This window comes from Streptomyces sp. NPDC047917, assembly GCF_043204345.1.
In the GTDB taxonomy this organism is placed as follows: Bacteria; Actinomycetota; Actinomycetes; order Streptomycetales; family Streptomycetaceae; genus Streptomyces; species Streptomyces sanglieri.
Window position 1 is genome coordinate 524,827 of sequence record NZ_JBIDCA010000002.1, and the last position, 26,898, is coordinate 551,724.

The following is a 26,898-nucleotide window of genomic DNA, read 5'->3' on the forward strand; positions in this document are numbered from 1 at the left end:
CAGATCCGCGGCGGCGGGGAGAACCGGTACGGCGGGGAGAACCGGTACGGCGAGGGGGAGCGGCATACCGAGGGGGAGCGGCATACCGAGGGGGAGCGGCATACCGAGGGGCGCCGCCCTGGCCGCGCTGCTCGGCAGTGCGGCACTCGTGGTGACCGCGATCCCGGCCCAGGCGGTCCCGTCGGCCGCCGCGCCGCGGTCCGAGGTCGTCTCCGGCGAAGGCACCGCCACCCCGGCCCTCGTCGATGCGATCTCCGAGCCGGTGGACGCCGGGGCGAAGCCGGCCGACGCGGCCCGCAGCCACCTCGCCGCGAAGAAGAACCGCTACCGGATCGCCGACCCGAAGCGGGACCTGACCCCCGTACGCTCGCTGACCAGCGGCTCCGAGGAGACCGTGCGGTTCCAGCAGAAGCACCACGGCATCGCGGTGCTCGGCGGGCAGTACGTCGTACGGATGGAGAAGAAGGCCGGAAAGCGTGTCGTCACCGGCACCTCCGGCAAGTACTTCACCGGGCTGACCGCCTCCACCGAGGCCCGGGTCGACGCGGAGCTCGCCGTACGGCGCGCGGTCGCCACGACCGCCTCCCGGCTCAGGGGCGACACGCTCACCAAGGACGACGCGGTACGGACGAAGGGCGGGAAGTCCGCACGGGCGGCCGCCCTCACCGGCACCGCCCGCGGGCTCGTGGTGATCCCGAAGGGGACCGGCGTCCTCGCCCAGCACGTCACCGTGCGCGGCACCGACCCGGCCACCGGCGAACCGGTGCTCCAGGAGGTCTACATCGACGCCGCGGCCGGCTTCCCGGTCCTCCAGTACAGCGGCATCAAGACCCTGACCGCACCGGGGGCCACGTCCGCGGCGGGTACCCCCGCGAAGGCCGCAGGCACCGCGGCCGCACCGGCCACCGGCACCGCGGGCGATGACTTCCCGGGCGTCAAGGGCACCGGTCTGCGCGCCGACGGCTCCAAGGTCGAGCTGGACCTCTACCACGACAGTGGCAAGGACCAGTACGTCATGCGGGACTACTCCCGCCAGTGGGACACCACCCGGAACTCGCTCGTCACCTGGGACGCCCGGGGCGTCGACGTCGGTGAGGCGTCCGGTCGCTGGCCCGGCGGGATCAGTGAGTTCAGCCACCCCACCAGCGACTTCGGCAAGGAGGCCGGCCAGTCCGGCGCGACGGACGCGCACTGGGCGGCCGGCCAGGTCTACGACTACTACAAGAAGCAGCACGGCCGGGACAGCCTCGACGGCCGAGGCATGGCCATCAACTCGCTGGTCGGCGTCACCCTCTACGGCCAGCCGTACGTCAACGCCTTCTGGGACGGCCAGAAGATGGTCTACGGCAGCGGCGACAGCGAGTACAAGCCGCTCTCCTCCGACCTCGACGTGGTCGGCCACGAGATGACCCACGGCGTCGTGGAGAGCACCGCGAACCTGGTCTACGCGGGCCAGTCCGGTGCCATGAACGAGGCGATCGCCGACTACTTCGGCAACGCCATCGACGTCACCGCCTCCGGCACCGCCATGGACGACCCGGACGCGGGGCTGATCGGCGAGGACCTGTGCCGCACCACCGCGCCGCGCGCCTGCGCCTTCCGTGACCTCAACGACGGCGCCACCACCTCGAAGAACTTCCTCGGCGTGGCCTTCTCCACCGACAACGGCGGGGTGCACCTCAACTCCACGATCTACTCCGGTGCCCTCTGGGACATCCGTGAGGACCTCGGCGCCGAGCTCGCCGACAGGATCGCCTACCGGGCGCTCGACTCCTACCTGACTCCGCTCGACGGCTTCACCGAGGGCCGCAACGCCACCGTCGCGGCAGCCAGGGAGCTGGGCGTGACGAAGAAACAACTCGCGGTCGTCAAGCGGGCGTTCGACGCCCACGGCATCGTCCCCGGCTGGGAGAAGGCGCTCGGCGTCGACTCCGACAAGCTCTTCGGCAAGCTCAACATCTCCGGTACCGGCGTCGGCGCGGGCGGCGGCTGGTGGGCCACGTCGAAGTCGAACGACGACGGCTCGGAGCCGTACTCCGTCTACGCCGGGCGCACCGACGGCAAGGGGGCGCCCAAGCTGATCAGCCCCAACGACGGCCGCTACCACGTGTACCCGGCGACCGACGGCAAGTCGGTGGTCTGGGCGGCCTTCGGCGACACCGGCGTCGACATCCTGAAGCGTCCGATCTCCGGGGGCCCGGTCAAGACCGTCTGGACCTCCTTCACCGGCGTCGAGGGGTTGCGGGTCGACGGCGATCTGGTGGTCTTCACCGAGTACGACCCGTTCGGCAGCCAGCACGTCGGCTATGTGAACACCCGGACCGGCAAGCAGGCCTACGTGGACGGCGGCAAGTACCACCTCTCCACCGCGGTCGGCTCGGTCAAGGGCTCCACGATCGCCTACGGGAAGCTCTACCCGGGCGAGACGGAGTACGAGCTGGGCGTCGAGGTGTTCGACGTGACCACCGGGAGGACGAAGCTGCTGCCGCAGAGCGGTACCCCGCAGGCGCTCGGCCGGACCGCGGTCACCAAGGACTCCGTGGTGTGGCTGGTCGACGAGGTCGAGGACCAGGGGCAGATGGCGGTGCGCCGGTCGGCCCCGGACGGCACCGGGCTCAAGGACATCAGCCCGGAGACCGGTGACGGCGCCCTCTTCGCCTACGACCTGACGGCGTCCGACGAGGCGATCACCGTGACGGCGCAGACCCCGGACACGGCGTACCGCAACGAGACGCTGCCCAAGCTGTGGCAGCTGACCCCGGACGGGTCGCGCGTCCAGCGGGTCTCCTGCAACCGCGGTGAGCAGTCGAACGCGGCGGCCGACGGCGGCCGGCGGGTGGTGTGGATCGACGGCACCACCGGCTGGAGCGACCTGGTGACCCGGGAGCGGCCCGCGGGCAACTGCGGCTGACGGCGCGGGCCCCGATCGGACGACCGGACCCCCCGGCGCACCGCGCGCCGGGGGTCCTTCGGCCTTCCGCGGCATGCTCAGGGGCGGTAGATGGTCCCCGGGACCGGCTCGGCGGGAGCCATCAGCTGAGGGACGGTGACGAAGGTGTAGCCCTGCTTCTTCAGCTCGTCGATGATGCCCGGCACCGCGGGCACCGTGCCCTTGTAGATGTCGTGCAGCAGGATGACGCCGTCCTTGCTCGCCTGGTCCAGGATGCGCTTCTTGATCAGCGCCGAGTCGGTCGTGGAGTAGTCCTTCGCCGTGGCGCTCCACAGGATCTGGGAGAGCCCGAGGTCCTTGCTGATGTCCGAGACGGTGTCGTCGGTGCGGCCCTGCGGCGGGCGCATCAGGCGCGGCTTCTTGCCGGTGATGTCCGCTATCGCGTTCTGCGTCTTCTCCAGCTCGGCCCGTATCTCGGCCGGCTTGCGGTCGGTCAGGACCTGGTGGGTCCAGGTGTGGTTGGCCACCTCGTGCCCCTCGGCGGCGAGCCTGCGCACGGTGTCGGGGTGCTTCTTGACGTGGTTCTTGCCCAGCAGGAAGAAGGTCGCGTGGACCTTCTTCTCCTTGAGGATGTCCAGCAGGTGCGGGGTGTCCTCGCCCGGTCCCGCGTCGAAGGTCAGCGCTATGCACTTCGCCTTGCGGCAGTCCACCGGGCCGAAGGAGCCCTTGGCGTCGGAGCCCGCGTCCCCGCGGGCCGAGGCGGGGGCGGTGGTCTGCATGGAGCACCCGCTCAGCGTGAGGGTGAGCGCTGTCACAAGGGCGGCGGCCAACCCCGTACCGATCGACTTCGTCTTCATGGACAAGGCGGGTCACTCCTCCGTTGCTGAACAGCTGTACAGGTGCCGGACAGCTGTACAGGGCGCGCGGTGTGCGGCAGAGAAGAACTATACATAGTGGGTATACACCCGGTGTATATGGGGTTCGCTGTCGGCTCGGAGGACGGAAAACCGCTGGTCGGGGGCGGGAAACGGCGAGAGCCCCGGCGGATCGCCGGGGCTCTGCGGTGTGGAGCGGTGGGGCGGCGAGGATGCGGCGGGCCGGCTCAGCCGTTGGCGAGGGCCTGTACGCGGTCGAGGGCGCCGTTGAAGCGGTCGTGGTCGCCGACGGTGGGGCCGGACGAGGTGTACTGCCATATCGTGTAGAAGCCCCAGCCGGCCGGGAGCTCACCGACCGTGGAGGCGTAGCGGGCCACCCACAGCGGGTTGGTCGCGCCGAAGCTCGCGTTGTTGCCGGTGCAGGTCTTCCACCAGCTGGTCGCGGTGTAGATGACCGCGTCGCGTCCGGTGCGCGCCTTGTAGGTGTTCACGAAGTCGCGGATCCAGGAGACCATGCCGGCCTGGCTCAGACCGAAGCACTGGTCGCCGTACGGGTTCCACTCGATGTCGAGCACGCCGGGCAGCGTCCTGCCGTCCCGCGACCAGCCGCCCCCGTTGGCCACGAAGTAGTTGGCCTGGACGGCACCGCTCGTGGTGTTCGGAGTGGCGAAGTGGTACGCGCCGCGGATCATGCCGACGTTGTACGAGCCGTTGTACTGCTGGGCGAAGTACTCGTTCTTGTAGTACGTGCCCTCGGTGGCCTTGGTGTAGGCCCACTTCACTCCGCTGTTCCAGAGCGTCGACCAGGCGACGTTGCCCTGGTGGCCGGAGACGTCCACGCCTTCGGTCTGGACGGCGCGGGTGTCCCGCGGCAGTCCGCCCTGGCCGTCGTGGGCGACGACGCCCATGCCCATCGTGGCCGTGCCGCGGGCGGGCTTCCCGGCGGCCGCGTCGGGGGAGCCGGCGGCGCTCGCCGCACCGGGCAGGGTGAGGAGGAGCGAAAGGGCTGCGAGCAGCGTCCCGGCCGCCGCGAAGCGCGAGCGGCGGGATGTCTTGGAAGTGGATCTGAGCACCGGCATGGGAGTGCCTCCGAGGACGTGGTGGGGGGACGTGCTGATCCCAGGGGGACGCGGAACGAACCCCTGCGGGCATGTAATGGTGTGAACATGCCAGGACTGACGCTACGCACGTAGACCCGTGCTGCGGAAGGGGGCCTGGTAGCTGCCGTTGGTCTACGCCTGCGAAATACTGGCGGAGCTGCGGCGATGACCAGCGGCGAAAGAAATTTTCAGCGACAGGAAAGCTCACGAGGGGTGTTGACGTGCACGGGAGCGAAAGCGGTAGTGAACCGGGCGCGACCGGCGGAAGTGGTGTGGACCACGCATTCCTAGCCCTGGAGCGGGAGTTGGCCGTCTTTCTGCGCCGGGCACGGTCCAATTCCGGCGAGATGGCGCGCGAGGTCCATCCGGAACTGGAGGCCGCCGCGTACGGACTGCTCGTACGGCTGGAGTCGGCCGGGCGGCAGCGGGCCACCGATCTCGCGGCCTACTTCGGGGTGGGCAAGGCGACGATGAGCCGTCAACTGCGCGCCCTGGAGGGCCTCGGACTGGTGGCCCGTGAACCCGATCCGGCGGACGGCCGGGCCTTTCTCGTCCACCTCACCGCCGAGGGGCTGGCCCGCTACCGCAGTGTGCGTGACGCCCGCCGGGAGCGCTACGTCCGCAAGCTCGACGACTGGGACCGGGCGGAGGTGGCCGAACTGGCCCGGCTGCTGTACCACTTGAACGCCCGCGCCGAGGAGTGACGCCGGCTGCCAGGGGCTCCGTCGCGCCGAGGAGTGACGCCCGCTGCCAGGGCCTCCGTCGCGCCGTCACAGCACCGCGTAGACCGCCGTCGCGTCGTCATGGGTCTTGCCGCGGCGCAGCCGGACGCGCTCCGTGTCCGCGTCCTCCAGGGCCCTGACCCGGTCGATCAGCCCCTGCGGCCCGTCCTTGTGGAGCACCCCGAGGCAGTTCGCCCAGTCGCCCTCGTGGAACATCTCGGTCCAGCGGGACGCCCCGTCGGTCAGCGCGGCGATCGCCCGCACCCGGTCGCGCGGGGTGTGCCCGGTGACCGCGCGGGCCGCCACGGAGGGGTCGGCGGCGGCGGTGAAGAAGCCGCCCTCCTTGTTCCGGAATCCGGAGTCGGCGATCGCCTCGGTGCTCAGCGAGCCGGGCGGCAGGCGGTCGAGCCGGTCGTCGAGCAGGGGGCGCACACTCCCGTCGTGCGCCTCGAACAACAGTACGGAGTCGGAGAGCACCAAGTGCTCGACCCCGGTGTCGTCCCAGCGCGCCATGACGACCGTTGCCTGAGGCGTACGCACGTGAGAAAGGTCACACAGGGAACGGTGCGTGTCGGCGGTGTGCCGAATGGACTCCTCCAGGATCTCCTGAAGGGTCAGATCCCGCCGCGAACCGGACAGTTCGACCAGGGCGCCGCCCAGCCGGGCGGTGAACCAGGGGACCGAGTGCACACAACCGTCGTCACCCCGGGGCGGTGTCACCCCGTCGAGCACGACCAGCGTCCCACCTTGGCCGGAGGCGGGGAGTGCGGTGGCCGCCCAGTCCTCGTTCGGGCGTTCCGGGCTGCCGGCGACGGTGGCCAGTTCGATGCGCATACGACCAGTCTGCACGGTGCCTTCACGAGCCCTGCACCCGGCCGAAATTGGCCTGCACCAGCAGGTCAAGCGAACGACCGGAGCGGAAGGAACGGCTCCGTGGGGCGTGCGGGCGGGCATCCTGCCAAAGCCTGCGCGGAAGTTCCAGCCGACGGACCAGGTGTGGCCGAAGGGCCTCCGGGGCAAACTTGTTTGCCAACTCTGGAGTGATGTTCACTCGTTCAGGTGGCGGAGTGGTTGATGCACGCCCCCCTCTCAAAAGCACTGGAATGGTCAGAAGCCGTACCAGGGGTCGGGGCGCTCGTTATATGTGACCGTGCGTCACCTCTGCTTCAAGGGCGGACGAGTCAAGATTGCGAGCACCGGTGCAGAAGAAGCGGCCTCGGAGCAAGGGCGGCAAGCAGAGCGGTTCCGGGGTGACGCCGCCGGCACCTGACGGGAGCGAGAGCACCCGGCGCACCGTGCGCGTACGGAGCCGGCTGGTCGCCGGTGTCGCGGTGGTCGGCATCACCGTCATCGCCGCGGGCACCCCGGCGATCCTCGCCGCCTCCTCCGAACTGAACGAATCGCAGCGGTTGGTCACCCTCGCCGAGCTGAACCAGCAGGCCACCGCCCTCGCCCACGCCCTCGCGGACGAGCGCGACGAGGTCACCGCCCGGATCGCGGCCGGACGTGACCAGGCGTCCGGCGGCAAGGACGACCCCCGGGGCCACAGTGCCCGGGTCGACCAGCAGGTCGACGAGATCCGCGCCACGGCCCCGGCCGCACTGCGCCGCGACCTCTCAGCCGTCCCGTCCCTGCGCCGCGAGGCGCTCAGCGGCAAGGGCACCGCGCTGGAGGCCCACCAGGCCTACTCCGAGGTCATCGCCAAGCTCCACGAGCTCGCCGAAGAGCTCGCCGAGAAGACCCCGCCGCGCGCGGCCGAGGCCACCCGAGCCCCGCTGGCCCTCGGGCGGGCCACCGAGCAGGCCTCCGCCACCCGCGGGCTGCTGATCGCCGCGCTCTCCGTCCCCCGCCCGGTCGCGGTCCCGCAGCTCGACCCGGTGACCGGACTTCCGGTGCAGGTCGAGGACGGCGGCAACGACAAGGACGACCGCACCCGCGACGAGCTGAGCGCCGCCGCCCAGCAGGCCCGGGTCCGCGAACTCGGCTCGCTCGCCGACTTCGACCAGGCCGCCGGCTCCACCGCCCGCGACAAGCTGTCGTCCACCGTCACCGGGCCCGAGGTCAACAGCGCGGAGAAGTACCTCAACACCCTCACCGACCGCCCCGAGCTGTCCGACTCCGACCAGGGGACCAACCGCAAGAAGGCCGAAGCGGCGCTCTCCGCGCGGATCGACCGGATGCGCAGCGTCGAATCGGCCCTCGGCACCGAGCAGATCCGGCGTCTGGAGCAGCTGCGCGACGACGACGTCACCGCGCTCGAACTGCGCATCGCGCTGCTCGGCGGCTGCCTGCTGATCGCGGTCGGCGTCTCGACCGCCGTGGCCCGCACCCTCACCCAGCCGCTCGCCGTGCTGCGGATCGGCGCCGCCCGCCTCGCCACCGAACCCGACACCGCCGAGCCGATCCGCTACACCGGCCGCAACGACGAGTTCGCCCAGGTCGTACGGTCCCTCAACGGCCTGCACGGCAGGCTCCAGGGTCTCCTGACCGAGTTCAACGGCCGTTACGAGACCCTCCGGGCCGAGCACGGCGAGCTGATCACCGCCCGCGAGACCCTCACCGTCCAGCGCGCCGAGCTCCAGGTCCTGGCCTCCGACCTGACCAACCAGCTGGAGCGGCTGAAGAACACGGTCCACCACACCTTCGTCAACCTCTCGCTGCGCACCCTCGGCCTCGTCGAGCGCCAGCTCGGGGTCATCGAGAGCCTGGAGGAGCGGGAGCACGACCCGGAGCGGCTCGCCACCCTCTTCAAGCTCGACCACATGGCCACCGTCATGCGCAGGCACAGCGAGAACATGCTGGTCCTCGCCGGTGCCGAGCACGGCCACGGGCACGCGGGGCCGATCCCGCTGGTCGACGTGTTGCGCGCGGCCGTCTCGGAGATCGAGCGGTACGAGCGGGTCACCATCCAGTCCCTGCCGCCGCACGCCCAGATCGCCGGCTTCGCCGCCGACGACCTGAGCCACCTGGTCGCCGAACTCCTGGAGAACGCCACCTCCTTCTCGCCGCCGGACTCCCACGTCCAGCTCTCCGGCTGGCTGCTGGAGAGCGGCGAGGTGATGCTCTCCGTCCAGGACGAGGGCATCGGGATGTCGACCGTACGGATGGGCGAACTCAACACCCGGCTCGCCGACCCGACACTCTTCGAGGCGGGCGAGCAGAGCGCGGACGGGGCCGGCCTCGGCCTCCAGGTCACCTCCCTGCTGGCCGCGCGCCACGGCGTCCGGGTCCAGCTGCGCGAGCACAAGGGCAGCGGGATCACGGCGGTCGTCGTGCTGCCCCAGGCCCTGCTGCCGAAGTCGCCCCCGACGGCCACCCCGCCGCCGGTGAAGATCCCCGGGGACGCCCCCGCGCTGAACCTGCCGGGGTCGGTCGCCGAGGCCAACTCCAACGCCCTGCCGACCCGTACGCTCGCGCTGCCCGGCGACCCGCTGATCGCCGCCGCCGAGCAGACGATCCGCCAGGCGGAGGCCGTTCCGGCTCCCGCCGCTCCCGAGCCGGCTCCCGCTCCCGAGCCGGCTCCCGCCCCCGAGGCCGCTCCGGCCGGGGCGCAGGCCCCCGCCGGGACGCAGGCCCCGGCAGAGGCGGAGTCCGAGGTCACGATGCAGGTCCGGCTCCCCGTGGTGCCGGAGTTCGCGGACGTCCCCGGGACCGATGCGCCCGACCCGTACGTCGTCGGCCCCGACCGCCATGAGCGCGCCGCCGACGAGGCCCCGGAGCCGCACCCCGCCGCGCCGGCCGCCACGCCGGTGTCCGACGCCCTGCCCGGCCCCCGGCAGCCGGAGCAGCTGGCCCAGCCCGGGCAGCCCGCCGAACGCATCACCGACAAGGGGCTGCCCAAGCGCACCCCCAAGGTCACCAAGCCCGCCGCTGCACCCACCGCCGAGCGTAGGGGCAGCCTGGACAAGGAGGCGCTGCGCCGCCGGCTCGGCGGCTTCCACCAGGGCGCGAAGGACGGCCGCCGGGACGTCGAGGCGGAGATCGCGGAGACCACGGCCACCCGGGCAGTCCCGGGAGCCGCCGCACAGACCGAACACAGCGGGGCGGCCGGCCTCGATGGCGGCCGGACCGATCGGACCGACGAGACGGGGGACACAGTCGAGGAGGCACGCAGTTGACTGCGCCCAGCACATTCGGGCTGAGTACCGAGGCCCGTAACCTTCACTGGTTGCTGAGCAATCTCGTGGAGGAGGTGCCAGGGGTCCACTCGGTCACCGTCGTCTCGTCGGACGGACTGATGCTGCTCTCCTCCGACCCCGGTCATCTGAACGCCCCGACCGGCGGCGGCCAGGGCGGCCCCCGAGGCTCCAGCGCCGACCTGGCCACCATCGTCTCCGGCATCGGCAGCCTCACCATCGGCGCCGCCAAGCTGATGGACGGCGGCGGCGTCAAGCAGACGATGGTCGCCATGGACGAAGGCAGTGTCTTCGTCATGTCGATCAGCGACGGCTCACTCCTCGGAGTGCACGCCACCCCGGACTGCGACATGAGCGTCATCGCCTACCACATGGCGCTCTTCGTCGGCCGGGCCGGACACGTACTCACCCCCGAACTCCGCAGTGAACTGCGCAAATCGATGGAGAGCACCCAGTGAAGCCCGCTGCTGAATCCGCCCGCAGGCTCCCCGTCCGCGGGGCCGACCGAAGGCCCGCACGGGTCCGCCCGTACTCCCTCACTGGCGGACGCACCCGCTTCGGCCACGTCCTGCTCGTCGAGACGTTCGTCGCCGCGCTCGAAGCGCCCGAGGAGCGCCGCGAGCTGACCAACGGCAACCTGGCCGGCCGCGTCATGCCGGAGCTCCAGGCCATCGTCGAAATCTGCCGCCGGATGCGTACCGTCGCGGAGATCTCGGCCCTGTTGAAGATGCCGCTCGGCGTGGTCCGGGTGCTGCTCAGCGACTTGGCCGACCAAGGAAAGATCCGCGTGTACGGGACCGGTCACGGCGCCGGCCAGCCCGACCGCGCACTGCTCGAAAGGGTGCTCAATGGACTCCGCCGTCTCTGAGTCGCCGCTCTTCGCCCCGCGTCAGCCGGGCGCCAGGGATCAGGCCGAGGAATCGCTCCAGGCCTGGCAGCTCGACCACACCAGGGCCCCGATCGCCACGAAGATCGTGGTCGCGGGCGGCTTCGGCGTGGGCAAGACGACCTTCGTCGGGTCGGTCTCCGAGATCACCCCGCTGCAGACCGAAGCGATGATGACCGAGGCCAGCGAGGAGACCGACGACCTCTCCGCGACGCCCGACAAGGTCACCACGACGGTCGCCATGGACTTCGGCCGGCTCACGCTCGACGACGACCTGGTGCTGTACGTGTTCGGCACACCGGGCCAGCAGCGCTTCTGGTTCATGTGGGACGACCTGGTGCGCGGCGCGATCGGCGCCGTGGTGATGGCCGACACCCGCCGGCTCGCCGACTGCTTCCCCGCCCTCGACTACTTCGAGAGCTGCGGGCTGCCGTACATCGTGGCCGTCAACCACTTCGAGGGAACGCCAGGGTTCGAGGTCGAGGACGTCCGGGAGGCCCTGACCGTCCCGCCGAACGTGCCTGTTGTGATCATGGACGCGCGTAACAGGATCACCGTCGTCGAGTCGCTGCTGGCCCTGGTGGGCCTCGCCCTCGACGCCACCCCGGCATAGCTCGAACGCCATACGTAACGGAGAACCGCGATGCGGAAGATACTCATAGTCGGAGCCGGCCAGTCCGGGCTCCAGCTCGCTCTCGGACTGCAGTCCAGAGGGTACGAAGTCACCCTGATGTCCAACCGCACCGCCGACGAGATCCGCTCCGGCCGGGTCATGTCCACGCAGTGCATGTTCCACACCGCGCTCCAGCACGAGCGTGACTACCAGCTCAACTTCTGGGAGTCCCAGGCCCCGCGCATCGAGGGCCTCGGCGTCTCCGTCGCGGCCCCGGACTCCTCGCGCGCCGTCGACTGGGTCGGCAAGCTGAACGGTTTCGCCCAGTCCGTCGACCAGCGCGTGAAGATGGCCGGCTGGATGGAGACCTTCGCCCAGCGCGGCGGACAGCTCGTCATCCATGGCGCGGCCGTCTCCGACCTGGACTACTTCTCCCGCACCTACGACCTGGTGATGGTCTCCGCGGGCAAGGGCGAGCTGGTCTCCATGTTCGGCCGGGACGCCTCGCGTTCGCCGTTCGACGCCCCGCAGCGGGCCCTGGCCGTCGCGTACGTCCACGGCATGGGCCCGCGCCCGGAGCACCCCGACTTCGACGCGGTCCGCTGCAACCTGGTCCCCGGCGTCGGCGAGCTCTTCGTGATGCCGACCCTGACCACGTCCGGCCGCGCCGACATCCTGTTCTGGGAGGGCGTCCCGGGTGGCCCGCTCGACGTGTTCCGGGGCATCAAGGACCCCTCCGAGCACCTGGCGAAGACGCTGGAGCTCATGGAGCGGTTCACGCCGTGGGAGTACGCCCGCGCGACCAAGGTCGAACTGACCGACGCCAATGGCACCCTGGCGGGCCGCTACGCCCCGACCGTCCGCAAGCCGATCGGACGGCTGCCCGGCGGCGGCCTGGTGCTCGGCGTCGCGGACGTCGTCGTCGCCAACGACCCGATCACCGGCCAGGGCTCCAACTCGGCCTCCAAGTGCGCCAACGCGTACCTGGACTCGATCATCGAGCACGGCGACCGGGAGTTCGACGCGGAGTGGATGCAGGCCACGTTCGACCGTTACTGGGACACCGCGCAGCACGTCGTGAAGTGGACCAACGCGATGCTTGGCGTACCGCCGGAGCACGTGCTGAACCTGATCGGCGCCGCCGGTCAGCTCCAGCCGGTCGCCGACCGCTTCGCCAACGGGTTCAACGACCCGGCGGACTTCGACAACTTCTTCTTCGACCCCGAGAAGACCAACGCGTACCTCGCCGAGGTGTCCGGCGCGGCACCGGCCGCCTGATCACCGCGGCAGGGCCGGGCTCCGTCGGGCGACCGACCGGACCCGGCCCTGCCGGTGTTCCCGGGAGCGCGGGTCACCGCCCGGGGGCCGACGACGAGCCGTATCCCGTGTCCGAGCCCGAAGACGCACCCTGCGGGAGCCGCGGCGGCCTGTACGTGGACAGCGTCGCGCTCAGCGGGTCCGGCCGCACGGCGCCGAGCAGCGGATTCGACGCCAGCGGCGAGACCTTCACCCGCGAACCCGGCCGGGGCGCCTGCACCACCAGGCCGTTGCCGATGTACATCGCCACATGGGTGGCCTTCGGGAAGTAGACCACCAGGTCACCCGGGCGCAGCCCGTTCACCGGGACCTTCCGCAGCTGCCGCCACTGCTCCTGCGACGTCCGCGGAATGGTCCGGCCCGCCTTCGCCCAGGCCCGCGAGGTGAGCCCCGAACAGTCGAACGAGTCCGGCCCCTCCGCGCCCCACACGTACGGCTTGCCGACCTGCTCGATCGCGTATCGCACCGCCTCCCCGCCCGCCGCCGACGGCGCCCTCGTCGAGGACAGCGCCCCCGATGCGGCCAGGGCGCCCTGCGCCTTCGCCACGTTCCGCTGTTCGAGCCGGGACAGCTCGGTGAGCTGTGGGCCGGAGAGCTTGGCCAGCATCGACTCGACCGCCTTCAGCCGCGCCCGGACCGTGTCCCGCTGCTTCTTCTGCTTCGCGGCCAGCACCTGCTGCCGGTCGAGCACCTTGCGGGACTCGGTGGCCAGGTCGTCGGCACGCTTCTCGGCACCGGTGAGCCGCTTCACCGTGGCCGCCCGCCCGGCCGCCGCACGCCGGATCACATGCTCCTGGTCCAGCAGGTGTTCGGGATCCCGGGCCAGCAGCAGCCGCAGGTACGCGGAGAAGTCGGACCGCCCCTGGTACTGCTCCCGGGCCAGCCGCCCGGCCTCGTCGCGGCTGTCGGCCAGCGCGGTCCGTGCGACGACGAGCGCGGCGTCCAGCTTCTTCGCCTGCGCAGCGCGCTTCTTCAGCTCCGCGTTGGTCCCGTTGTACTTCTCGGTGGCCTCCTCGGCCTTCTGGTACAACTGCCGGAGCTCGGACAGGAGCTGAGCGACACTCCGGTTCGCCCCCGCGGGCCCGGCGGGCACCTTCGCCGCGCCGCCCCCGGCGGGGTCCGGGGCCGCGGGCGCGGCAGCCGCGGGCGAGGCCGCGACGACTGCGGCCAGAGCCGCCGTGCAGACCGTACGAAGGACACCGCCTGACACGACATCACCTCCGATGGCGGGGCGATCATGGGACTACCCCACATGCGAGCACAACGCATCAATACGGTCACTCGTGGTTCGGAGATGCAAGAACCGGGTGGGGTGGCGGAGGGCGGGTTCGCCCGGACGGTCGCGGGTGGGCCTGCCCGTGAGCCGGGTGCGGCCGCCGCTGGAGCGTTCGAGGTTCGCCGGCGCCGACCGAAGTGTTCGAGTCCTCTGACTCGATTCGTTCGGCTGCGCGATTCTTTTTGCGATCTCCAGCATGAACATGACGGAGTGTGTGTATGTTGTGACGGCCTGCATGGGGAGTGCGGGTTTCGTGGTCTTGTTGTGGCTTGTGTGACTGTCCTGGGGGGCGCGGTGCGCGTGCGCGGCGAACGGTTCGGGGTACGACTTTCCATGCGCGGGCGGGCATTGACCGTTGGCGTCCTGGCGCTCGCACTGACAAGCGGCGCGATCTCCGCGGAGGCGGCCCCGGACCCGTCTCGTCAGCCTGCTCCGGTTCCGTCCGCGGCAGCCCGTGCCGAGGGGACGCCGTCGGAGCTCCCCAGCAGCCTCCCAAGTGGCAGCCCATCTCCCTCGGCGCTTCCCTCGGAGCCTTCACGGCCCAGGACGGCCGCGCCGAAGGGTGAGCCCCGGGCGGCCGACGCAACGACGACCAGTGACGCGGTGTACGCCTACGACGCGGCCGGGCGTCTGGTCGGGGTGACCGATCCCGGTGGGGAGACCGCCCGCTACCGCTACGACGAGGCCGGCAACCGCTTGGGTGTGGACCGCTTCGCTTCCAGCACGCTGTCCGTGCTGTCGGTGGTGCCGGTGCGGGCTGTGGCCGGGGCGAAGGTGACGCTGTCGGGCACAGGCTTCTCCACGACAGCTGCGAACAACGCCGTGTCATTCGGTGGCAAGGCGGCCACGGTTACCTCCGCGACATCCACCCGACTGGTTGTGACTGTTCCTGTGGGGGCGGACGACGGCAAGGTCGCGGTGAAGGTGGGCAGTTCAAACGCACAGTCGGTGGAACCGTTCGCCCTGGCCGGCTCGGGCCCGGCTGTCTCCAAGATGGAGCCGATATCCGGAGCGCCCGGCACGCAGGTAGTGCTGTCGGGTTCGGGGTTCGCTTCGGCCGCGACGGACAACGTGGTGCGCTTCAACGGCGGGACGCTGGGCGAACTGGTCGGTGTCACGGCCACGTCGGTGACGGTGAAGGTGCCTGAGGGGGCTACCACCGGCCGTGTCCAGGTGGAGACGCCGGACGGAACTGCCACGGCTCCGTCGGACTTCACCATGACGGCCGGCAGCGACGACGGCACGTTCGAGACCACGGTGCGTACCTCGGTGACGGACGACAACCCGCCGGCGGTGGCGATCACGACACCGGGTAAGCGTGCGCAGGTTCTTTTCGATGCCGAGCGGGGCGACGACATCGGCTTCGCGGTCACTGCGTCGACGTTCAACTCGAATCTGACGCTGCGACTTTACGATCCGCATGGTGTCCAGACGGACGGCACCGGCTACCTGAGTAAGACGGGCGGTACCTGGCAGGCCCACGACCTCGCCACAGACGGGACGTACTCCCTGGTGGTTGATCCAGGACCAGCAAACATCGGTGCGGCCACGGTGACGGTGTCCAAGGCCGTCGGCGGTGTGCTGGACCTGGCGGCTCCACCCGCTGACACGCCAATGCTGCGGGCGGGCCAGGAGGGCCACTGGACACTGTCCGGCACCAAGGGCGAGTCGCTCAGCATCGGGATCGATGCCACCAACATGGCAAAGGACGCGTCACTGCGCGTGGAACTGCTGGGACCGGACGGACAGTCCGTGGATTCTGCCTACGCATCGGGGAGATTCACCGCAAAGCTGGAAGTCGACGCGCTGCCCACCTCGGACCGCTACGACCTGTGGCTGCACCCCACGAATGTTGCCACCGGCACAGCAAAGGTGACGGCTTCGCACGACGTGGACGCGGGGCAGCTCACCGTCGCGGGCCCCGACACGGAACTCGCCATCACCAGGCCGGGCCAGAACGGAATCGCTCACTTCTCGGCCCAGCTGGGACAGCGCATCTCGCTGGGTGCCACGTCCCAGGGTTTCCCGTCGTACACGTCGATCGAAGTGCGAGGGCCGGACGGCAAGGTGGTGGACAGCAGTTTCATCGTGTCCGAGAACTCCACCAGCGAGTGGGACAGCCCCGCCCTGGCGGTGAGCGGCACCTACACGCTCAGCCTGAAGCCGCAGAGCATAGGTACCGGCAAGCTGACGCTGACGCTGTCGAACCCGACGGTCGTTCCCGAGCTGACCACGACTGGGCCAACGGCTGATGTGACCATCGACCGGCGCGGGCAGAACGCGGAATCGACCTTCCGGGCCGCGGCAGGAGATGATCTGTCGCTGGGTTTCAGCAGCAACACCTTCACCTCCACGCTGTACATCACCGTATTCACGCCTTCAGGTGCAAAAGTTCTCGACCAGGGCCTGATGCCCGGTTTTACGCGCGGGTTCAAATTGTCGGACCTGCCTGAGACCGGCCTGTACCGCGTGGTGATGGACCCATATCTGGGCGCTGCCGGAACAGCACGGCTCACACTGTCGGCAGATGTGGTGAGCGCACTGACGGCCGACGGTCCCGCGCAGCAGGCCGCCATCACGCGACCCGGACAGCAAATCCGTGCTGAGTTCGTGGCGCCGGACGCCAAGGTGTTCGGGTTCGCCCTGACCGACAGCACGCTTGCCGCGGCGGGTGAGGCCTATCTGGTGGGGCCCGCAGGCGGAGAAGGAACCTACCTCGGATATGTCTCCGCCCACTCGCCGGTGGCGTTCTACCTCACCGGAGTGACGCCGGGCGCCAGGTATGCGGTGGTGATCACACCTGACAACGCGGCCACGGGCGAGGCCAGGCTGTGGTTGTCGAATCCGGTCACCGCCGGCGAGCTGTCGGCGGATCGGCCCACCGCCGGTGGAGACATCACCCGTCCCGGGCAGCAGTTGGAGTTCACCTACAACGCGGTGGCAGGGGCCGGAGCGGCGGTCGTGTTCAGCGACAGCACCCTGACGAAGTTGGTCAGAGTGGCGCACTGGGCTCCTGGTGCCGACAAGGACGAGCGTCTCGGCTACATGTCGGACACGACCTTCGACAGTGCGTTGCGGGCTCCGCTGGTCGCCGGCACGCACAAGGTCCTGCTTCAGCCCGATGAGCCGGCGACCGGTCATGTGAAGGCCACCCTGCTGCCCGACGCGGACGGCGGCACGCTCATCGCGGATGGTGGCAGGAAGGCCGTCTCGGTCACCGCGGCCGGGCAGAACGCCCGCTACACCTTCACCGGCACCGAGGGGCAGAAGCTCACCCTCGGCCTTGACACCCCGCCCGGCGACTGGGAACTGTCCCTGTGGGGGCCGGACGGCAAGTGGCTCTACGACGCCGCCTACATGACCACCACCACGGTGACCAAGGATCTGTCGGCCCTGCCCGCCACGGGCACGTACACCTTGACTGTGAACCCGCGGTTCGCCAAGACCGGCACGTTCAACCTGGGCCTGACGACCACCCTCACAGTTGCTCCAGCAGCCGGCAAGGACAGAGCAACTCTCAGATCCGATTCCGGTGCCGCAGCGGAGAAGAAAGCGACTGCGGGCATCCTGCCCCAGGGCCCTGATGCCTGGCAGCCCGGCAAGGCGAACCTGAAGGGCCGGGACTGGATCACCGCGCGGGGCAGGACGCCGAAGGCACCCGCGAAGCTCAGAGCTCCGCCGGGCACCACGGCCCTGACCGGCCGGGTACTCAAACTGGACGGCAAGCCACTGGCCGACGTGACCGTCCGGGTCGACGGCAAGCGCGGGCGCACCGATGCCAAGGGCCGCTTCCTGCTGACGGGCATCAACGAGGACGCCACCACCCTGGTCGTGGACGGCGCGAGCGCCGATACCCAGCAACGCCGGTACGGCCGTTTCGACATCCGTATCCGCCCCAGAGCAGGTCGGAGCACCGACCTCGGCTTCCCGGTGTGGCTGACCCCGCTGGACACCAAGCACACCGTGTCCTTCGACGCCCCGGCGAAGAAGGACATCACACTGACCACCCCGCAGATCCCGGGACTTGAGGTACGCATCCCCAAGGGATCGGTGGTGCGGGACGAGAACGGCAAAGCAGTCACCGAGCTGGGGATCACCGCGATCCCGATCGACCGGCCACCGTTCCCGCTGCCCAGGAACAGCGTGGTGCCCGTCTACTTCACCGTGCAGCCGGGCGGTACCACCGTCTTCCCCAAGGGCGCGCAGATCGTCTACCCGAACTACACCCACGAAGCCCCCGGCGCCCGCGTCGACTTCCTGGACTACGACCCCAAGGGCAAGGGCTGGCACGTCTACGGCCACGGCCAGGTCAGCCCGGACGGCAGGCAGGTCGTCCCCGACGCGAGCACCCGTGTATGGGCCTTCCACGGTGCCATGTTCAACGTCACCGACCTCGTGCCGTGGGACCTGACCGGCCTCAAGGACGTCATCGACTGGCTGTCCGGCGACCCGGTCGACCTCGCCACCGGTCAGCTCACCGACTCCAGAACCGACCTGGGCGTCTCCGACCCGCGCGGCTCGGCCGAGGTGAACCGGACCTACTGGCAGGGCGACACCCAACCACGGGCCTTCGGTATCGGCCGCGACCTGTCGTACAACGCCTTCCTGCACTCCGAGAAGCAATACGAACAAGTCGACCTGTATCTCCCCGGCGGCCAGAAGATCCACTTCACCCGCACGTCGCCAGGTACCGGTTACATGGATGCCGTCTTCGAGCCGCTGGACACTCCGACCGGCTTCCGCGGTTCGAAGATCGCCTACAGCGGCGGTCAGTGGGAACTGCGGTTCCGGGACGGCGGCGTGTGGGTCTTCCCGCTGTATTCGCCGCTGAAGGAGATCCGCGACCGGCATGGCAATGCGCTCAAACTGACCCGGCTGTCCGGCAACAAGGGCGAGATCACCCGGATCACCACTCCGGGGGGCCGCTGGATCTCCCTCGCCTACGACACCAAGCACCGGGTGCACGAGGCCCGTGACAACACCGGCCGAGCCACCGTCTACGAGTACGACAGCGCAGGCCGGCTGAGCACGGTGACGGATCCGGCCGACAAGGTCAGCCGCTACACCTACGACGGCTCCTCGAACCGGATCCTGACCGCGACGGATGCCCGCGACATCACGTACATGACCAACTCGTTCTATCCGGACGGGAAGGTAAAGGACCAGCTCCTCACCGAAGGCGCGAAGTACTCCTTCGCCTATACCCAGACGGGCACCGGCCAGATCACCTCCACCGAGGTGACACAGCCGGGCGGCGCGATACGCCGGGTCGAGTTCGACGCGGCCGGGTACGGTGTCCTGGACGTCGCCGCCCGAGGATCGTCGCTCGAACGCGGGACGCGGTACGTCCGGGGACCGAACCACCGCATAGACGCGATCGTCGACCCGTACGGGCAGCGCACCGAGCTGACCTACGACGCCAACGGTCATGTGACCCGCTCCGTAGAGCAGGCCGGTACCGCCAACGCCCGCGCCTCGGGCACGGCGACCTTCAACGGCCCCTTTGATCAGCCCAGCAGGGTGACCGACCCACTGGGCAACGAGACCGTCTTCGGTTATGACGCTCAGGGGAACCTGCAGACGGTCACCGACCCGGAGGACCGCAGGACCACTCTCGTCCACGCGCCGGACGGGCAGATCAAATCTGTCACCGACAATGCCGACGCGGTCACGGAGTTCACCTACCGCAACGGCGACCTGGTTTCCGTCAAGGACGCCGAGGGCAGGGTGTCGCGCCAGTTCACCGACGCCGCAGGAAGGGTGTCCGCACTCAACGACACGGCAGGGTCGCTCACCACCGTCGTCTACGACAAGCTGAACCAGCTCCGCAAGGTCACCGACCCCCTCGGCCGGTCGACGGGCTTCGACTACGACGACAACGGCAACCTCACCACCCTCACCGACGCCCGGAACAACGCGGTCAGCTGGGAGTACGACGACGCGGACCGCCCCAGGACGGCAACCGACGCCGTTGGTGCGAAGGCCACATTCGAGTACGACGCGGCCGGTCTGCTCAGGAAGGCGACCAGCCGATCCGGGAAGATCGCGCTCGCCACCTACGACCTCCTGGGCCGGGCCAAGACCGCCCAGTACGGCGTCGACATCGCCGGCCAGGCCGAATCCAGTGTCAGTTACGACTACGACGGCCACGACCTGCTCAAACAGATCAACGACAGCCAGGCCGGCAACCAGTCCTTCACCTACGACACCTACGACCGCCCCAAGACGGTCACCGGCCCCAACGGCACCGTCGGCTACGACTACGACGCGGCCGACCGCCGCAAGACGATGACCGCGGGCGGCCGGACGACCAGCTACGGCTTCGACACGGCCGGCATCCTCACCTCCATCACGTCGGGCACCCAGGAAATCGGGTTCGAGCTCGACGCCGTGGGCCGGGAGAAGACCGCCACGATGCCCGGCGGCATCGCCCGCACCACCGGCTACGACAAGACCGGCAGCATCACATCCATCGCCTACGCCCGGGGCACCAGCAACATCGGCGACCTGCACTACACCCGCGACGAACGGGCCCTTCAGACCGGACTGACCGGCTCCCTCGCGAACGTCGCCCTGCCGGCCGCCGAGACGGGCACCGTCTTCGGCAAGGACAACCGCATCACCACCTACGGCGGTCGCTCCTTCGCCTACGACGCGGACGGCCAGCTCAAGACGGACGGCATCCGCGACTACACGTGGAACGCACGCGGCCAGCTCTCCGGCCTGACCAGGGCCGGGCAGAACAGCAGCTTCGGATACGACGCCCTGGGCACCCGCAGCACGAAGACCGTCGGCGGGACGACGAACAAGTTCCTCACCGACGGCAGTAACCCGCTGGTCGAACAGAACGGCACGGGCGACACCACCGCGACCGTGGCCACCTCGGGGCTGGACGAATTCCTCACCCGCACCGAGAACGGCAACACCCAGATCTACCTGACCGACGCACTCGGCTCGGTGATCGGCCTCGCCAACAGCGACGGCACCATCGCCACGAAATACACCTACGACCCCAACGGCCGGCCCACCGTCTCCGGAGCAGCCTCCTCCAACCCGTACACCTTCACCGGCCGCGAGAACGACGGCACCGGCCTGCTCTACTACCGCGACCGCTACTACGACCCCGAAACCGGCCGCTTCATCTCCCAGGACCCCATCGGCCAGGCCGGCGGCACCAACCTCTACCAGTACGCCCTGTCCTCACCCACCACCTACACCGACCCCACCGGCGACAACCCGATGATCGCCGCCTGCGCCGTCGGCGGGCTCATGGACGGCGGCATCGACTGGGCGTTCCAGCGACTCTCCGGCCGCAAGGTCAACTGGGGCCAGGTCGGCAACGCCGCCCTGACCGGCTGCATGCTCGGCATGGCCGGAGAAGCCCTGGGCGCCTTCATGGCCGCCAGAAGTTCCCTGCGCGCCGGGAGCTGCCTGACGCACAACAGCTTCACCGCCGAAACACCGGTCCTCATGGCAGATGGCACAAACAAGCCAATCAAGGACATCAAGATCGGCGACAAGGTCCTCGCCACCGACCCACAGACCGGCGAAACCGGCCCCCGCACTGTGACCGCTCTCATCGAGGGGAACGGCGACAAACAACTCGTCGACCTCACCCTCGACACCGGCCAGGCCCGGAACACGACGAACGATCACATCACCGCCACAGAGGGCCACCCGTTCTGGGTGCCCGCACTCCATCAGTGGGTAGAGGCAGGAAGCCTCAAGACCGGGCAATGGCTGCAAACGAGCGCCGGCACCTGGGTCCAGATCACCGCTACCAAGCACCGGGCCCAGTCAACGAAGGTCTACAACCTCACCGTTGATGACCTGCATACGTACTATGTGCTCGCGGGCGCTACGCCGGTCCTGGTTCATAACTGTGGTCCGACTTATGTGGGCACTCCCAGCGACCCCGGAGTTCCCGAACTCGTCGCCGCAATTGAGCAGCGATACCCTGGGCATGTGAAGGCGGTCGAGATGAAGATCATCGGAGACGGGCGGACCATCACCGACTTTGACATCGTGACACGCAATGCGGTAATCCAGGTGAAGACTGGCGCCGCAAAGGGGTCCCTGAACGATCACCTCAAGTACGAATCGGCGACGGACTATCCGGTAATCAGCTTCATCCAACCTGGAAAGCGATATCCCAAGCATGCGATCCAGGAATTGGAGCGCGCGGGCAAGATGGTCACGACCGACCTCGACGAGCTGCTAGCGGTGATTGCACCATGACTAAAAGGTGGCGATGAGCATGTCCTGGCCTTCTGTGATCCTTCTCGCCACGGCGCAAGAGTGCTCCTCCATCACGGCTCGCATCAGGTCATACGGCATCCGGCGGGACCCCCTCACCGACGGCGATGTGCTGGGCTGGAAGGGCTACTCGTACAGTCTTGATTTCTCGGGAAGGGTGCTCGACGACTTTGAGCCTGAGGAGATCGAAGAAATTTCCCGAAGGATTGGTGAACCGTTTGCGATCTACCTGTCCTGCGAGTCCATGGATGCAGCGCGCGGCTTCCTTGGCGAAGTACTCGTAGGCTTCTCCGGTCTAATCGACACCAATCATGGCGATGTCGTCGAGTTTGGCGATTTTCTCAGGTTGATCGAGAATCATCCGCAATGGGATTGGCGTCGAGTGGAAGTTTCTGATCTTCTCGATCGGGCAGGCGAGGAGTAGGTGCGCATGAAGGCTGAACGAATTTGATGACGCTGGGTTGCGCTTTCGCGGCTTAGAATGTGAGAGGCCCCACCGGGTTGGTTTCCGGTGGGGCCTCTGGCGTGTGCTGGGGTGTCTGACGGCAGTAGTTGACGGCAACGTCAGCGGACGGCTGCTGCGTCGGATGGGTCGTCAGGTTCGTCGTTGGCCAGGCTGAGGGTGGTGCCCAGGGCGTCGATGGCGTCCCGCTGGAGGCGGAGTCGGACGTGGGCGTAGACGTCGGCGGTGACGCCGATGTGGGCGTGGCCGAGGAGTTCTTTGATCGCGGCGAGGTCGACGTCCTGTTCCAGGAGCAGGGTGGCGGACGAGTGGCGGAGGCCGCGGAAGCGAATCGCCCGGAGTTCCGAGCCGTGGAGGAGTACTTCCGAATCTCTCACCAGTAGTGGGTAGGGTATGCGCACTCAAGGTCGGCCCTGGGGTGGGGATGTGGGCGTGAGAAGCAGAAGAGGCATATTGCTGGGGGCGACCGCGGTGGCCGTGGGAGGGGTCGGTGTGATGGCGACGGATGCCTCGCCCTTCCGGACGTCACCCGGTGATTCCACGGGCTCGTTGGCCTCTCTGCGAGGGGTCCTGCCCGCCGTTTGTACGCGTGTCATGGCCCTGGATCCGGCTGGCGATCTGTCAGGCCGGAAGCCACCAGCACTGAAGACAGCTCTGACCCGGGTGCAGCAGTCGGTTGCGGCGGTTGACAGGGGCGGCGTTGACGCCTGGCTTGCGTTGGGGAGCCGTGTCTTTGCCGGAGGGGGGTTGGGAGGGGCGCGACGTCCGCGCCAACTGAGGGCGATGCCTTCCTCTGCCGGGGATCTGCTCGACCCTGCCCAGTCGCACGGGGACGTGCTCGTACAGGTGACCGGGGCCGGCAAGAGGGCTGTGCAGGAGGCTGCCGAGCGAGTGGTGGGGCAGGCCGCCGGGTGGCGTGTGCGGTGGCAGGTCGACGGGTTCCGGGATGAGAATCGGGTCGAGGACGGCAAGGGGCTTTCCCGTAATCCGTTTCATTTCACCGAAGGGTTCGGGAATCCGGGCACCGAGCGCGAGGTGGCCGACCGGGCCGTTGTGCGCAGTGGCCAGGGTGAACCGGACTGGGCCGTGGGCGGCAGCTATCAAGTGGTGCGGATCGTGCGGTTCGCGACCGAGTTGTGGGACAAGGATTCCGTGCGCGAGCAGGAGCGCGTCATCGGGCGGCGGCGGGACGGCCGTTGGCTCGACGGCACTCCGGCCCATGAGCAACCCGGCTTCGTGGCGGACCCCAATGGCAGGGCCACACCGCTGGATTCGCATGTGCGGCTCGCCGCACCGGATCGGCGCGACCCGCCGCCCCTGGTGCGCCGCAGCTACAACTACGACCGGGGCGACGGCGACAGCGGGCTGATCTTCTCCTGCTTCCAGCGGGACCTGGCCACCGGGTTCGAGGCCGTGCAGAAGCGCCTGGAGGGGGAGGCCATGGCCAAGTACATCCTCACCACCGGCGGCGGGTACTTCTTCGTGCCGCCGCCCGGGGACACCTGGATCGACGCGCTCTTCGGTCAGGCGACCGGGAACGCGTAGAAGATCCGGCCGCGTTGTACGACGGCGGTCCGGCCGGTCGTCAGGACCCGGTACGGAGCGGTGACCGTGGGGCCCTTCGGGTCCTGGGTGCCGATGTCCTGGAACTTCCACAGTCGCCGGCCGTCCTCGGCGGCGAACGCGGTGACCTGGGCGCCGTCCGCGGCCAGCAGGGTGCGGCCGGTCGTGCTGAGCGTGACGGCCGGGGCGGCGGTGCCGATCGCCGCCTCCGTCGAGCGGCGCCAGCGCAGCCGGCCGGTCTCCCGCTCGACCGCGCCCACCTCCTGGTTGCGGTTGGTGGTGTGGAGTACGGCTCCGGTGGCGACGGGCGTGCCGTACGGGGTGCCGCCGGTGCCGTTCAGCGTCCACTTCGGCTTGCCGGCCGGGGTCTCGAACGCCTGGAGGTCGTCGCCCACCGCCGCGTACAGCAGGCCCCGGTCGTCGCCCGTGACCGCCGCGTCCGGGGCGACCGTGCCGAACTGCTTGGTCCACAGGGCCTTGCCGGTCCTGCGGCCGAAGCTCCGGAAGACCGCCCTGCCCTTGGCCGCCCGGACGTCGCCGGGGGCGAGGGTGGCCGGGCTCTGACGTACCACCAGGTTGTCCTCGCGGACCGCGATCAGCCGGTGGACGGGGGTGCCGTCGCGTCCGGCGGGTACCGGGGCCCGCCACAGCTGCTCGCGCCGCACGATGTCGTACGCGAAGAGATAGGCCCTGACGACCTGCTTGTCCTTGCCGCGCTTCTTGCCCTTCTTCGGCGGCGGGGCCTTGACGGTGACCTTCTCGGAGCCGGTGAACCAGACCACCGGACCGGACGAGCCGACGATCTCCGGCGCGGAGAGCTTCGGCATGCTGGGGGACAGGGCCGCGTGCTCCACCTGGTGCACGGTCTTCCCGTCCTTCGGGGAGAGCCAGAGGAAACCGGAGGGGGCGGCGATGAAGCAGAGGTCCTTGCCGGCGGGGAGGGCGGCACGCCCCTCGGCGGCGTCCGCGTTCTCCCAGATCCGGCGCCCGGTACGCAGATCGACGGCGGTCGCGCCGCTCCTGCCGGTCAGCACCAGCAGCCGGTCGTTCCAGACGGCGGCGGTGAGCGGTGCCTCTTCCGCCGCCGGGACCGTGTACACCCAGCGGGGCTGCGGCGGCAGTCCGGCGACGGTGGGACCGCTGTGGCCCGGCGCGGGCTTGGGGTCGTCCGTGGTCCCGCCGTCGCCGCCGCTCAGCGCCAGCGCGCCGCCGCCACCGACGACCAGGCCGGCGGCCCCGGCGGCGAGTCCGATGAGCAGAGTGCGCCGGTCGGCGTCGGGGGAGGAGGACCGTACGGAGGTGACGGTGCGTCCCGCGGGGACCGGCAGCGGGACCGGCGGAACCATCGGCGGGGGCACGGCGGGCACCCCGCCGGGCATGGCCGAGGCAGGTCCGGCGGGGAGAGCCGCCGGGGCGGGCGCTGCGGCAGCCGACGCGGCCGGACGCCCGGTCAGCTCGGGCGGGACGGACAGCTGGGTCGTCGGCCGGTCGGTCCCGGGGACCTGACGTCCGAGGTTCCCGAACTGGGCGGTCCGCGTGTCCGGCAGGGGGAGGGAGCCGGGGAGGGGAAGGGGTTCGACGGCAGGGGCGGTCGTGGGAGTGGGGGCGGGGACGGCGGCGGCGGGGATGGATGTGTCGATCGGTGCGTCCGGCGGTGTGTCGACCGGCTCGATCGGCGGGGCGTCGACCGGGCCCTCGACAGCGGCATCCACCGGGGTGCCGACCGGGGCATCGGCGGGAACCTTGGCAGGGCCCCCGGAGGATGCGGACACCGGTCCGTCCGCCGGTTCCTCGATCGGGCGGCCCGACGCGACCGCCTCCCGTGCCCGTGCCCCCTGCTCCGCCACCGCGGCGGCCAGCGCCTCGGGCAGCCAGCCGCCCTTCGCCATGCCCGCCGCACCCTCCAGGGCCAGCTCGGCCGCCACCGTTCCGGCGCTCGGCCGGTCGGCCGGGGCCTTCGCCAGGCAGCGGGCGACCAGGTCGCGCAACTCCTCGGGAACCGCGCCGAGTTCGGGCGCGGTGCGGGCGATCCGCTCGGCGCCCTCGGCAGCCGGGCCGTCGGCGAGCGGGGTGGTGCCGGTCGCCGCGTACGCCAGCAGCAGGCCCAGCACGAAGAGGTCGGAAGCCGGTCCGGGCTCCTCGCCCGCCACCTGTTCCGGGGTCAGATAGCCGAGCCGTACGGACAACTGGCCGCCGGGCCGGGCCTCGGCGGCGGCCGCCGCGCCCAGCGGGCCGAACGCGGTGAGACGCGGTCCGTCCCCGGCGAGCAGCACCGTCCGGGGAGCCAGGCCCTGGAGCACGGCTCCGGTGGCGTGCGCCCGGGACAGGGTCTCGGCGATGCCCGCGCCCAGTATCCGTACCGCACGCTCGGGCAGCGGTCCGGTGGTCCCGATCGCCTCGGCGAGTGTCAGCGCGGGTACGTACGGACTCGCGGTCCACAGCAGGTCGTCGTCCGGGGACTCGTCCGCGGCGTCGCTCGCGGCGTCGTCCGCGACGGCCGGCCGGGACCGGTCGCCGGTCAGCCGGTCCGCGGTGTCGGCCTCCGCCTGGAACCGGCGCCGGAAGGCGGGCAGTGCGGCGAGTCCGGGCCGGGCGGCGGTGATCACCACCGCGTCCGGCGCGGTCGCGGCGTGCGCGAGGTACTGAACGGCGCTCGCGGTCTCGCGCAGCCGTGCCAGCACGGTGTACGGGCCGAAGCGGCGTGGATCGTCCTGACGCAGCGCCTCCATGGCGCACCCCCCTCGCTGACCGTGCCAGAGCACCGGAGCGTCGATCTTAGACCGAGTGCCCCGCCTCCCCAC

15 protein-coding genes and 1 pseudogene are annotated in these 26,898 nt (G+C 69.9%); 10 read left to right on the top strand and 6 right to left on the bottom strand.

From position 1 onward, the window contains the following. The first annotated feature begins 148 nt into the window (after positions 1–148). Positions 149–2,911 (top strand): M4 family metallopeptidase, encoded by a 2,763-nt coding sequence (locus tag ACGF8B_RS06060; protein WP_392735186.1) that lies wholly within the window; start codon positions 149–151, stop codon positions 2,909–2,911. A gap of 77 nt (positions 2,912–2,988) precedes the next feature. Here the strand turns inward: ACGF8B_RS06060 and ACGF8B_RS06065 are convergent, their stop codons facing one another. Both ACGF8B_RS06065 and ACGF8B_RS06070 read right to left on the bottom strand, forming a co-directional pair. Then, entirely contained in the window at positions 2,989–3,747 is a 759-nt protein-coding gene (locus tag ACGF8B_RS06065; RefSeq protein WP_206433395.1) for a polysaccharide deacetylase family protein, read from the bottom strand. A 245-nt stretch (positions 3,748–3,992) separates the two neighbouring features. Continuing rightward, a complete protein-coding gene (locus ACGF8B_RS06070; RefSeq protein WP_392735188.1) occupies positions 3,993–4,844 on the bottom strand; it encodes a lysozyme in 852 nt (283 codons plus the stop codon). Positions 4,845–5,086: 242 nt separating this feature from the next. On the opposite strand from ACGF8B_RS06070, the gene ACGF8B_RS06075 reads away from it, so the two are divergent. Continuing rightward, on the top strand, positions 5,087–5,569 hold the full coding sequence (locus tag ACGF8B_RS06075; protein WP_392735190.1) for a MarR family winged helix-turn-helix transcriptional regulator: 483 nt from the start codon (positions 5,087–5,089) through the stop codon (positions 5,567–5,569). 66 nt (positions 5,570–5,635) lie between these two features. On the opposite strand, the gene ACGF8B_RS06080 is transcribed toward ACGF8B_RS06075, so the two are convergent. Further along, positions 5,636–6,421, bottom strand: coding sequence for a protein phosphatase 2C domain-containing protein (locus ACGF8B_RS06080; protein ID WP_392735191.1), 786 nt, complete (start codon positions 6,419–6,421; stop codon positions 5,636–5,638). A gap of 365 nt (positions 6,422–6,786) precedes the next feature. On the opposite strand from ACGF8B_RS06080, the gene ACGF8B_RS06085 reads away from it, so the two are divergent. Genes ACGF8B_RS06085 through ACGF8B_RS06105 form a run of 5 tightly spaced genes read left to right on the top strand, consistent with a single transcriptional unit; the run spans position 6,787 to position 12,500 of the window. After that, positions 6,787–9,705 carry a nitrate- and nitrite sensing domain-containing protein gene (locus ACGF8B_RS06085; protein WP_392735194.1) on the top strand — a complete coding sequence of 973 codons (2,919 nt, stop codon included), beginning with the start codon at positions 6,787–6,789 and terminating at the stop codon, positions 9,703–9,705. Then, positions 9,702–10,181 carry a roadblock/LC7 domain-containing protein gene (locus ACGF8B_RS06090; protein WP_342286944.1) on the top strand — a complete coding sequence of 160 codons (480 nt, stop codon included), beginning with the start codon at positions 9,702–9,704 and terminating at the stop codon, positions 10,179–10,181. Before ACGF8B_RS06085 ends, ACGF8B_RS06090 begins: the two co-directional genes overlap by 4 nt. Then, on the top strand, positions 10,178–10,591 hold the full coding sequence (locus tag ACGF8B_RS06095; protein WP_392735196.1) for a DUF742 domain-containing protein: 414 nt from the start codon (positions 10,178–10,180) through the stop codon (positions 10,589–10,591). Before ACGF8B_RS06090 ends, ACGF8B_RS06095 begins: the two co-directional genes overlap by 4 nt. Continuing rightward, the gene (locus ACGF8B_RS06100) at positions 10,572–11,222 is read left to right on the top strand and encodes an ATP/GTP-binding protein (RefSeq protein ID WP_342286948.1); all 651 of its coding nucleotides are present in this window, start codon (positions 10,572–10,574) and stop codon (positions 11,220–11,222) included. Before ACGF8B_RS06095 ends, ACGF8B_RS06100 begins: the two co-directional genes overlap by 20 nt. A gap of 30 nt (positions 11,223–11,252) precedes the next feature. Beyond that, the gene (locus tag ACGF8B_RS06105) at positions 11,253–12,500 is read left to right on the top strand and encodes a styrene monooxygenase/indole monooxygenase family protein (RefSeq protein ID WP_392735198.1); all 1,248 of its coding nucleotides are present in this window, start codon (positions 11,253–11,255) and stop codon (positions 12,498–12,500) included. Between the two features lie 73 nt (positions 12,501–12,573). Here ACGF8B_RS06105 and ACGF8B_RS06110 read toward each other — a convergent pair whose 3' ends face one another. Beyond that, on the bottom strand, positions 12,574–13,749 hold the full coding sequence (locus ACGF8B_RS06110; RefSeq protein WP_392735201.1) for an NlpC/P60 family protein: 1,176 nt from the start codon (positions 13,747–13,749) through the stop codon (positions 12,574–12,576). Positions 13,750–14,418: 669 nt separating this feature from the next. Here ACGF8B_RS06110 and ACGF8B_RS06115 point away from each other — a divergent pair. Both ACGF8B_RS06115 and ACGF8B_RS06120 read left to right on the top strand, forming a co-directional pair. Next, complete coding sequence (locus ACGF8B_RS06115; protein WP_392735202.1) at positions 14,419–22,053, top strand: polymorphic toxin-type HINT domain-containing protein; 7,635 nt, start codon at positions 14,419–14,421, stop codon at positions 22,051–22,053. Positions 22,054–22,066: 13 nt separating this feature from the next. After that, positions 22,067–22,495 carry a hypothetical protein gene (locus ACGF8B_RS06120; RefSeq protein WP_392735204.1) on the top strand — a complete coding sequence of 143 codons (429 nt, stop codon included), beginning with the start codon at positions 22,067–22,069 and terminating at the stop codon, positions 22,493–22,495. Between the two features lie 140 nt (positions 22,496–22,635). On the opposite strand, the pseudogene ACGF8B_RS06125 reads toward ACGF8B_RS06120, so the two are convergent. Continuing rightward, a pseudogene (locus ACGF8B_RS06125) lies at positions 22,636–22,875 on the bottom strand (tyrosine-type recombinase/integrase); the annotation flags it as partial. A gap of 253 nt (positions 22,876–23,128) precedes the next feature. On the opposite strand from ACGF8B_RS06125, the gene ACGF8B_RS06130 reads away from it, so the two are divergent. After that, a complete protein-coding gene (locus ACGF8B_RS06130) occupies positions 23,129–24,079 on the top strand; it encodes a Dyp-type peroxidase (RefSeq protein WP_392735206.1) in 951 nt (316 codons plus the stop codon). On the opposite strand, the gene ACGF8B_RS06135 is transcribed toward ACGF8B_RS06130, so the two are convergent. Beyond that, positions 24,058–26,826, bottom strand: a complete 2,769-nt coding sequence (locus tag ACGF8B_RS06135) for a PQQ-binding-like beta-propeller repeat protein (RefSeq protein ID WP_392735208.1) — start codon at positions 26,824–26,826, stop codon at positions 24,058–24,060. The two genes, ACGF8B_RS06130 and ACGF8B_RS06135, sit on opposite strands and share 22 nt — an antisense overlap. Positions 26,827–26,898 lie beyond the last annotated feature (72 nt).